Annotated in this window: 9 protein-coding genes; 2 read left to right on the top strand and 7 right to left on the bottom strand. The window is 64.6% G+C overall.

Annotation, left to right across the window (positions count from 1 at the left end):
• From WCE05_RS25245 to WCE05_RS25215, 7 genes are all read right to left on the bottom strand, one after another.
• Window positions 1-1,167, bottom strand: a 1,167-nt coding sequence (locus WCE05_RS25245) for a sensor histidine kinase (protein WP_368816785.1), incomplete at its 3' end; no start/stop codon positions are given.
• Window positions 1,157-1,840 (bottom strand): two-component system response regulator ColR, encoded by a 684-nt coding sequence (gene colR / locus WCE05_RS25240; protein WP_186553893.1) that lies wholly within the window; start codon window positions 1,838-1,840, stop codon window positions 1,157-1,159. The genes colR and WCE05_RS25245, both read right to left, overlap by 11 nt.
• 304 nt (window positions 1,841-2,144) lie before the next feature.
• Entirely contained in the window at window positions 2,145-3,785 is a 1,641-nt protein-coding gene (gene groL, locus WCE05_RS25235) for a chaperonin GroEL (protein ID WP_225787981.1), read from the bottom strand.
• A gap of 48 nt (window positions 3,786-3,833) precedes the next feature.
• Window positions 3,834-4,127, bottom strand: coding sequence for a co-chaperone GroES (locus WCE05_RS25230; RefSeq protein ID WP_225787980.1), 294 nt, complete (start codon window positions 4,125-4,127; stop codon window positions 3,834-3,836).
• Window positions 4,128-4,461: 334 nt separating this feature from the next.
• Complete coding sequence (locus WCE05_RS25225) at window positions 4,462-4,923, bottom strand: FxsA family protein (RefSeq protein ID WP_225787979.1); 462 nt, start codon at window positions 4,921-4,923, stop codon at window positions 4,462-4,464.
• Window positions 4,924-4,989: 66 nt separating this feature from the next.
• Entirely contained in the window at window positions 4,990-5,721 is a 732-nt protein-coding gene (locus WCE05_RS25220; RefSeq protein WP_253080345.1) for a HugZ family protein, read from the bottom strand.
• Window positions 5,722-5,931: 210 nt separating this feature from the next.
• Window positions 5,932-6,939 carry a DUF481 domain-containing protein gene (locus WCE05_RS25215; protein WP_225787977.1) on the bottom strand — a complete coding sequence of 336 codons (1,008 nt, stop codon included), beginning with the start codon at window positions 6,937-6,939 and terminating at the stop codon, window positions 5,932-5,934.
• A 153-nt stretch (window positions 6,940-7,092) separates the two neighbouring features.
• Between WCE05_RS25215 and WCE05_RS25210 the strand changes: the two genes are divergently transcribed.
• Both WCE05_RS25210 and WCE05_RS25205 read left to right on the top strand, forming a co-directional pair.
• Entirely contained in the window at window positions 7,093-7,446 is a 354-nt protein-coding gene (locus tag WCE05_RS25210) for an MGMT family protein (RefSeq protein ID WP_368816784.1), read from the top strand.
• A gap of 43 nt (window positions 7,447-7,489) precedes the next feature.
• Complete coding sequence (locus WCE05_RS25205; protein WP_368816783.1) at window positions 7,490-9,037, top strand: AmpG family muropeptide MFS transporter; 1,548 nt, start codon at window positions 7,490-7,492, stop codon at window positions 9,035-9,037.
• The last annotated feature ends 83 nt before the right edge of the window (window positions 9,038-9,120 follow it).

Here is a 9,120-nt window from a genome sequence, read left to right as displayed (position 1 = left end):
CCCCAGCCCCTCGCCCCGGCGCTCGTCGCCGCGCACGAAGGGGCGGAACATTGCCTCGCGCTGCTCCTCGGGGATCCCCACACCGCTGTCCTCGACACTGAAACCGTTGGGCTCCAGGCTCAGGCGGATGTAGCCGCTGTCGGTGTAGTGGGCGGCATTGCGCAACAGGTTGCCCATCACCGACTGCAGGAACGTGGCGTTGTACAGCACCGGGCTGGCACTGACGCGGCCATCGTAGTAGAGGGTCAGGCCCTTCTGCTCGATGGTGTCGCGCCAGACCCCGATCAGGTCGTCGGCGACCTCGCACAAGGTCGCCCGCGAGGCGATGGCCCCCTCGTCACGCTGGGCCCGGGCCAGCATCAGGAAGGTCTTGACCAGCTCGCGCATTTCTTCGGTCGCCCGCGCGATGCGCTCTACCTGGTTGCGGGAGCGGCTGTCCAGGGCCGGGTTCTCCATCAACAGCTCGCAGGAGGTGGCCAGCACCATCAGCGGGGTGCGCAGCTCATGGCTGACATCGCTGGTGAACAACCGCTCACGGGTCAAGGCGTCGCGCAGCCGGCCCAGGGTATCGTCGAAGGCCGCCGCCAACTGGCCGACCTCGTCCGCCGCGTAGTCCGGCGCCAAGGGTGGCGCCAGGCCGAGCAACTGGTCACGGTGACGGACCTGGCGAGCCAGGCGGATCACCGGCGCCATCACCCGCCGGGCCAGCAGCCAGCCGAGGATCACCGCCAGCGCCAGGCTGAGCACGAAGCCCACCACCACGACCGCGAACAACACCCGCTCGCGCTCCTCGAAATCGCTCTGGTCCTGCAGCAGCACGTAGTGGCGGCCATCGACCACCTCGACCATGGCGTGGTACGACAGCTGGTCGCGAAACACTTCGTGAAAGCCTGGTTCCAGGTGGCGCAGGTCCTTGGGCAGTTCGAAGTCGTCGCGACCGCCGCTGAAGTAGAACAACTGGTCGGGGCGCGGCCGGTGACTCCAGTCGCTGATGCTGTCCATGCGCAGCAGGCGCTGCAGGTCCCCGCCGAGCACCGCGGAGATCAGCCGCTCCTCGACCAGGTGGACAGTGGCGACGATACCGAAGGCGAAGGCCCCGGCGACCAGGGCGCTCATCAGCGCGAAGGCGATGATGATGCGCTGGGCGAGGCTCTGCTTAAACTCCATCGCGACCCTCGGCGAGGCGGTAGCCGACGCCATGTACGGTGTGTAGCAGGGGCTTGTCGAACGGCTTGTCGATCACCTGGCGCAACTGGTGCACATGGCTGCGCAGGCTGTCGCTGTCGGGGCAGTCATCGCCCCACAGGGCCTCTTCCAGCACTTCGCGGCGCAGCACGTGCGGGCTCTTCTGCATCAGGACGGCGAGCAGCTTGAGGCCGACCGGGTTGAGCTTGAGCAGGCGCCCCTGGCGGGTGACCTCCAGGGTGTCGAGGTCGTAGCTGAGGTCGGCGACCTGCAGGGTCCGCCGGCCGCCCCCTTGGGAACGGCGCAGCACCGCCTCGATGCGCGCCGCCAGCTCCGACAGGGCGAAGGGTTTGAGCAGGTAGTCGTCGGCGCCGGAGCGAAAGCCTTGCAGGCGGTCGTCCAGTTGGTCGCGGGCGGTGAGCATGATCACCGGGGTGTCGCGGCGGGCGTCCTCGCGCAGGCGCTTGCACAGGGTGTAGCCATCGATGCCGGGCAGCATGATGTCGAGGACGATCAGGTCGTAGTGTTCGGTGGCGGCCAGGTGCAGCCCGGACAGACCGTCCTGGGCACAGTCGACGGTATAACCCTTCATGCCCAGGTAGTCGGCCAGGTTGGCGAGGATATCGCGGTTGTCTTCAACCAGTAGAATGCGCATCGGGGTCTCCTGTGCGGCGCTTTCGCGGGGCGCGGCAGGCGCAGCTTACGGCCATCGTGGCCGAGGCGCCAGCCTTGGGGCCGCTGCGCGGCCCATTCGCGGGCAAGCCCGCTCCCACAGGGTTCGAGTCGATCACGATGATGGGGTTCGCAGGGGCATGTGGGAGCAACGGTCTTGTGGTGTCTGTACCGGCGATGGGCTGCACAGCAGCCCCAAGGCCGAACAGCGGAATATCCCCGGGCAGCCACAATGAAAAAGCCCCGCACGAGGCGGGGCTTTTTCATGTGCAGCGGGTGAGGCTGGCTTACATCATGCCGCCCATGCCACCCATGCCGCCCATGTCAGGCATGCCTGCAGCCGGCTTGTCTTCCGGCAGGTCGGCGACCATGGCTTCGGTGGTGATCATCAGACCACCGATCGAAGCTGCGGCCTGCAGCGCCGAACGGGTGACCTTGGCTGGGTCCAGGATACCCATCTCGATCATGTCGCCGTACTCGCCGGTAGCAGCGTTGTAGCCGTAGTTGCCCGAACCCTGCTTGACCTTGTCGGCCACCACGCTCGGCTCGTCGCCAGCGTTGGCAGTGATCTGGCGCAGCGGGGCTTCGACCGAGCGACGCAGCAGGGCGATACCGACGTTCTGGTCTTCGTTGTCACCCTTGAGGTCAGCGACAGCTTGCAGGGCACGCACCAGGGCGACACCGCCGCCAGGCACGACGCCTTCTTCGACGGCTGCACGGGTGGCGTGCAGGGCGTCTTCGACGCGAGCCTTCTTCTCTTTCATCTCGACTTCGGTGCCAGCACCGACCTTGATCACGGCAACACCGCCAGCCAGCTTGGCCAGGCGCTCTTGCAGCTTCTCACGGTCGTAGTCGGAGGTGGTTTCCTCGATCTGGGCACGGATCTGCTTGACGCGAGCCTCGATGTCGGCGTCGGCGCCAGCGCCGTCGATGATGGTGGTGTTTTCCTTGGACAGGATGACGCGCTTGGCGTTACCCAGGTGCTCCAGGGTGGTGGACTCCAGGGTCAGGCCGATTTCCTCGGAGATGACCTGGCCGCCGGTCAGGGTGGCGATGTCCTGCAGCATGGCCTTGCGGCGGTCGCCGAAGCCAGGTGCCTTGACGGCCGCGACCTTGACGATGCCGCGCATGTTGTTGACCACCAGGGTGGCCAGGGCTTCGCCCTCGACGTCCTCGGCGACGATCAGCAGCGGACGGCCGGCCTTGGCGACAGCTTCCAGCACCGGCAGCAGTTCGCGGATGTTGGAGATCTTCTTGTCGACCAGCAGCAGCAGCGGGCTTTCGAGCTCGGCAACCATGGTGTCCGGCTTGTTGACGAAGTATGGCGACAGGTAGCCACGGTCGAACTGCATGCCTTCGACAACGGACAGTTCGTTCTCCAGGCCCGAACCTTCCTCGACGGTGATGACGCCTTCCTTGCCGACTTTTTCCATGGCTTCGGCGATGATTTCACCGATGGAGGTGTCGGAGTTGGCGGAGATGGTGCCTACCTGGGCGATGGCCTTGGAGTCGGCGCACGGCTTGGACAGGTTCTTCAGCTCGGCGACGATGGCGGCGGTGGCCTTGTCGATACCGCGCTTGAGGTCCATCGGGTTCATGCCGGCGGCAACGGCCTTCAGGCCTTCGTTGACGATGGCCTGGGCCAGGACGGTAGCGGTGGTGGTGCCGTCACCGGCAGCATCGTTGGCCTTGGAAGCGACTTCCTTGACCAGTTGGGCGCCCATGTTCTCGAAGGCGTCCTTCAGCTCGATTTCCTTGGCGACGGAAACGCCGTCCTTGGTGATGGTCGGCGCGCCGAAGCTCTTGGCCAGGACCACGTTGCGGCCTTTCGGGCCCAGGGTCGCTTTTACCGCGTCAGCCAGGACGTTGACACCAACGAGCATTTTCTTGCGGGCGGAATCGCCGAATTTTACGTCTTTAGCAGCCATGATCGTTTAATCCTTGAATTCTTCTGGAATAACGGAAACCGGGGTTGATCAGCCTTCGATGACGGCGAGGATTTCGTTCTCGCTCATCACCAGCAGGTCTTCGCCATCGACCTTCACGGTGTTGCTGCCCGAGTAAGGGCCGAAAACCACCTGGTCGCCCACTTTCACGGCCAGTGCGCGCACTTCGCCATTGTCCAGGATGCGACCGGTGCCGACGGCGACGATTTCGCCGCGGTTCGGTTTTTCAGCGGCCGAACCCGGCAGGACGATACCGCCAGCGGTTTTCGATTCTTCTTCGCTGCGACGGATGACGACGCGGTCATGCAGAGGACGAAGCTTCATTGTCGATCTCTCCCAAAGTGTGGTTTTCATCGGCCGGTGTCGACACCGGCGGGTTGAGGCTTCCGGCGTAGCCGGTGAGGGCCCGCACCAGGCGAACCCTCTGTGTCATGTCTGGTGGAAACCCACCAGAAACCTTGCGGTGACCCATACATGTGGTCGGCAAAATCAATTACAAGGCTTCTCCGAGAAAATTTTTCACCGAATCGCCCGGCAACGGATTTTTCACTGGCCCATTCGTGGCAAACCCGCTCCCCCGGTCCAGCGCTTGCTCGAGGTCAGCGCCGAACCTGGGGGAGCGGGTTTGCCGGGATACCGGAGCGCCGCGAGTGGGTATCTACTTGTTGTCGCGACGCTCGTACTCGCCCTCGATCACGTTGGGACGATGACCGGCATCCGGCCGGGCCTGGAACGGATCGTCCTGGAACGCCCGCTGGCGCATGGCCTGGGCTTCGGCGCGCTGGCGCAGCTTGCGCGCAGCCAGGTGGCGGGTGAACGGCAGCAGGCAGAGCAGGCCCAGCACGTCGCTGATAAAGCCTGGCAGCAACAGCAGGCCACCGCCGACGGCGAGCATCAGGCCCTGGAACATGTCCTCGGCGGGCAGCTCGCCACGCTGCAAGCTCTCACGGGCGCGCAGGGCGGTGGCCAACCCGGCCAGACGCATCACCAGCACACCCAGGGCAGAACCGGCGATGATCAGCAGCAACGCCGGGAAGAAACCGATGGCGGCGCTGACCTTGACGAAGACGAACAGCTCCAGCACCGGGAAAATCAGGAACAGCAATAAAAAAGCACGCATCAAGGGATCCTCGGCGGAAGACAACCTTCCAGTAAGACCATCAGATGGATGCGTGCGCTCGCTATTTCAACCCTCGACTTCAGTCGAAGCCGGCCATTGCTCGGCGCGAGCCAGCAAAACCAAGGCTTCGCGAACTTGTGTCGGCGTATTGCAGGTCGTCGGGAAAGCCAGCCAGTAGATCCCCTGGCCAATACGCAGGTGCATGCCCTCGCTGTCGATGCCGACCATCTCGGCCGCTGCGGTGCGCGGCAGGTCGGTCAGCTCGACATAGTGGGCGATGGCATTGGCGTGGTCGCTGTTCATGTGTTCGATCATGCTCGCTTCGGCCTTGCCGGCGAACGGGTTGGGCAGGGTCACCTGGTCGAGCCAGTGGATCGCGCCGAAGCCACCGATGTAGCGATGGCGCACCGGCTCCAGCACCCAGAAGTCGAAATCGTGGGCCTTGTGGTAGTTGCTGGCCTCGGGGAAATAGCGGTAGTAGCGCTCGGCCGCCGCCTCGATGGCAGTTGCGTCAGTGAGCTTGCGCGCCTCGGCCATCACCGTCAGGCGGCCCACGGCCTGGACGTCCTCGGCGTCGCGCTCGCCCACCAGCAGCGAGCACTTGGCATCCTTCTGCAGGTTGTGGGTGTGCTGGGCGATACGGCTGATGAGGATCAGCGGGTGGCCCTGGGCATCCAGGCAGTACGGCACCACCGAACCGAAGGGGTAACCCGGCATGGACTTGGAGTGGGTCGAGAGAACACCGCGGTACTCCTTGAGCAGCAGTTCCCGGGCGGGACGGTTGGCGTTGGTACTCACTACAGGGCTCCTGGCGAATGGAAATCAGCTACCCGCTATAAGCTACAAGCTGCAAGAAAAAGCAAGGCGGTGTGTTGCCAAAAGTGGGGGCTCCACCCGATGCCAGCCAGTTGAGCGACATCGGGGCTGCGTTGCAGCCCCGCATGGAAAGTCTTGACTGACCGGTATTGGGCGCTACACCCGCTTTTTCTTGCAGCTTGCGGCTGCCCGCTACCAGGTGACCCCGAAGCCGGCGGTATAGCGGGTCTTGTCCAGGTCGCTGTCGCGGGTGCCGCTGATGACATCCTTCTCCGCCTTGAGGTTGAGCGAGGCCCACTCGGTGACCTTGTAGCGCAGGCCCACCTCCGCATCCAGCGAGTAGTCGGCCACACCGCCCAGGGGCTTGCCGAACTCGCCGTTGGTGAACAGCTGGACGCTCTTGCCGATCAGGTAGCGGTTGTAGTCCCACTTCACCGCGGCGGCATAGAAGTTGTCCTTGCCGCCGTCCCGGTACTCGAAGTCGGTACGGTTGATCAGCGAACCGAGGGAGAAGGCACCCAACTCGTCGTCCCAGAACTGGTAGCCAGGGCCGGTACCCACGGTGCGCTGGCGAGCCAGGTCCTCGATGTGGTCACGCTTGTACTCCAGCCGGCCCTGCCAGAACCACTTGTCGGTGATGAAACGGTCCAGGGCGTATTCGGCACTCCAGTTGTTGGTGGTGGTGATGTCGTCCTTGGTCTCGCGGTTGTACTCGCCTTCGGCGTTGTGCCGCCAGCGACCATGGCGGGCGGTGGTCTTGAAACTCACGTCGTAGTCGTCGGTGTCGTTCTCGGCGCGCTTGTAGTCCATGGCCAGGTCGACGTTGCCCTTCCACAGGAAATCCTCGACCAGCGGCCGGGGCTTCATGATCTGCTCGATGCTCGTCAGCTCCACGGTCTTGGGCACATCGCCATTGGCCAGGGTGACCTTGCCCGGCTCGGCGGCCTTGAGCGACTTGGTCTTCTCGCCGTTGTAGGCGTCCTGCTTGACCAGCAACTCCTGGTCGCTCTCCAGGGTCTGCACCTGCTTCCAGTCCAGGGCGATGGCGCCGCCGTAGGGTGTTTCCAGCAGCAGCTTGCCGCCATCGAACACCTTGATGGTGCCGCTGAGCCTGTCGCCGTTCTTCATCCACACGGTATCGGCGAACGCAGGGGCACAGAGGGAGGCGACGATCAGGCAAAGCAAGGTTCTAGAATACATAAGCGGACTACGGGTTCGATTTGACGAAAAAAGCCGGGCATTATCCAGATACCCACGACCAGAGCAAGGACAGACCCAGACCATGCCGTTGAGTTCCACTCTCATTTGCCACGACCGCCTGTCCGTTTTCATCTCCAGGCCAGGGCAGCCCTGATGTCCGGCAACTCTCGCGTCCCCCCGGAAGATGTCGAGGCCCGACGAATGGCGCTGTATTCCGTGCTGGGCCAGATCCCTGCCGGCAAGGTGGTCAGCTACGGCCAATTGGCCGAACTGGCGGGCCTGGGGCGGGCGGCGCGCTGGGTCGGGCGTACCCTTGGGCAACTGCCGCCGGATACCCGCCTGCCCTGGCACCGGGTGCTGGGGGCCGGCGGTCGACTGAGCCTGGCGCTGGGCACGCCATCGGGCGACGAACAGCGGGCCAGGCTGCGCGCAGAAGGCGTCAATGTGGCCAATAATCGTGTGGATATGTCGCGTCATGGCTGGCGTCCAATGGAGCACAGCGGTTAGAGTGCGCGTTTTGTTTTCGCAAACTTGAGGCAGATGTTGGCCCATGCCCCGTAAAACCTGGCGCGCTGCGCTCGCTGCCTATGCCAGCCCATCGACTCTGGTGCTCCTGCTGCTTGGCTTTGCCGCCGGTTTGCCCTACATGCTGGTGTTCTCCACACTCTCCGTCTGGCTACGAGAGGCCGGCGTGGCCCGCGAGACCATCGGCTACGCCAGCCTGATCGGCCTGGCCTATGCCTTCAAATGGGTCTGGTCACCACTGCTCGACCAATGGCGCCTGCCGGTACTGGGCAACCTCGGCCGACGCCGCTCGTGGCTGCTGCTGTCGCAGGTGTTGGTGGTGGTGGGGCTGGTCGGCATGGGCCTGTGCGACCCGCAGAAGCACCTGTCGTGGCTGATCGCCCTGGCGGTGTTGGTGGCCTTCGCCTCGGCCACCCAGGACATCGCCGTCGACGCCTACCGCCTGGAGATCGCCGACGACCAGCGCCAGGCGGCCCTGGCCGCCAGCTACATGGCCGGCTACCGGGTCGCCGCCCTGCTCGCCACCGCCGGCGCGCTGTTCTTCGCCGAATGGTTCGGCTCCACCGGCTTCAGCTACCTGCACAAGGCCTGGACCGGTACCTATGTGCTGTTCGGCGTGCTGATGCTGCCGGCGGTGTTCACCACCCTGGTGATGCGCGAGCCCCCCGTGCCCCTGCGCACCCAGCTGTCGGCAGCGCGCTACGGGCTGGTTCACCAACTGGCGTCGGTGTTCGTGCTGATCATCCTGCTGGTGTCGGTGCCGGCCAGCTTCACCCAACTGTTCAACACCGGTTGGGGCAGCGTGGTGTCCGGCGACGCGACCCCGCTCGACCTGCTGCTCGAAGACCGCGCCTTCCTGCGCCTGCTGCTCTATGTCCTGCTGACCTGGGCGTGCCTGTCGTCCCTGGGCCGGCGTGGCCTGGCGCCGGTGCTGACACCGGTGAACGACTTCATCCTGCGCTACCGCTGGCAAGCCCTGTTGCTGCTCGGCCTGATCGCCACCTACCGCATGTCGGACACCGTGATGGGGGTGATGGCCAATGTCTTCTACATCGACATGGGCTTCACCAAGGACGAGATCGCCAGCGTCAGCAAGATCTTCGGCCTCATCATGACCCTGGTCGGCGCCGGGGCCGGCGGCCTGCTGATCGTGCGCTTCGGTATCCTGCCGATCCTGTTCATCGGTGGCGCCGCCTCGGCGGCGACCAACATCCTGTTCCTGATGCTGGCCGACATGGGGCCGAACCTGAAGATGCTAGTGGTGACCATCTCCCTGGACAACTTCAGTTCCGGCCTGGCCACCTCGGCGTTCGTCGCCTACCTGTCGAGCCTGACCAACCTGAAGTTCTCCGCCACCCAATACGCCCTGCTCAGCTCGATCATGCTGCTGCTGCCACGTTTGATCGGTGGTTACTCCGGCGTGCTGGTGGAGAAGTTCGGCTACCACGACTTCTTCCTGATCACGGCCCTGCTGGGCGTGCCGACGTTGATCCTGATCGCCCTGCAGTGGCGGCAGGAAGTGGGGCCCGGCAAGCAGGAGCCGGTGGAGAGTTCCGCAGCCGAGCGGCCCTGACGCAGGGCCGCTTTTCCCTAGGTCACTGCGCCACGGCACCTTCGTCCTGGCGCCCACCCACCACGAACCACAGCGGCCAGAGG

It is taken from the genome of Pseudomonas sp. I2, from assembly GCF_040984075.1.
In the GTDB taxonomy this organism is placed as follows: Bacteria; Pseudomonadota; Gammaproteobacteria; order Pseudomonadales; family Pseudomonadaceae; genus Aquipseudomonas; species Aquipseudomonas guariconensis_B.
The sequence above is the reverse complement of the archived record's forward strand: the minus strand, read 5'-3'. Positions and strand labels throughout refer to the sequence as shown.

Excerpts from the sequence above, each read along its gene's own strand:
- groL (WP_225787981.1), bottom strand. The coding sequence starts at position 3,785 with ATGGCTGCTAAAGACGTAAAATTCGGCGATTCCGCCCGCAAGAAAATG.
- WCE05_RS25210 (WP_368816784.1), top strand. The coding sequence starts at position 7,093 with ATGTCCGGCAACTCTCGCGTCCCCCCGGAAGATGTCGAGGCCCGACGA.
- WCE05_RS25205 (WP_368816783.1), top strand. The coding sequence starts at position 7,490 with ATGCCCCGTAAAACCTGGCGCGCTGCGCTCGCTGCCTATGCCAGCCCA.
- colR (WP_186553893.1), bottom strand. The coding sequence starts at position 1,840 with ATGCGCATTCTACTGGTTGAAGACAACCGCGATATCCTCGCCAACCTG.
- WCE05_RS25230 (WP_225787980.1), bottom strand. The coding sequence starts at position 4,127 with ATGAAGCTTCGTCCTCTGCATGACCGCGTCGTCATCCGTCGCAGCGAA.
- WCE05_RS25215 (WP_225787977.1), bottom strand. The coding sequence starts at position 6,939 with ATGTATTCTAGAACCTTGCTTTGCCTGATCGTCGCCTCCCTCTGTGCC.
- WCE05_RS25225 (WP_225787979.1), bottom strand. The coding sequence starts at position 4,923 with ATGCGTGCTTTTTTATTGCTGTTCCTGATTTTCCCGGTGCTGGAGCTG.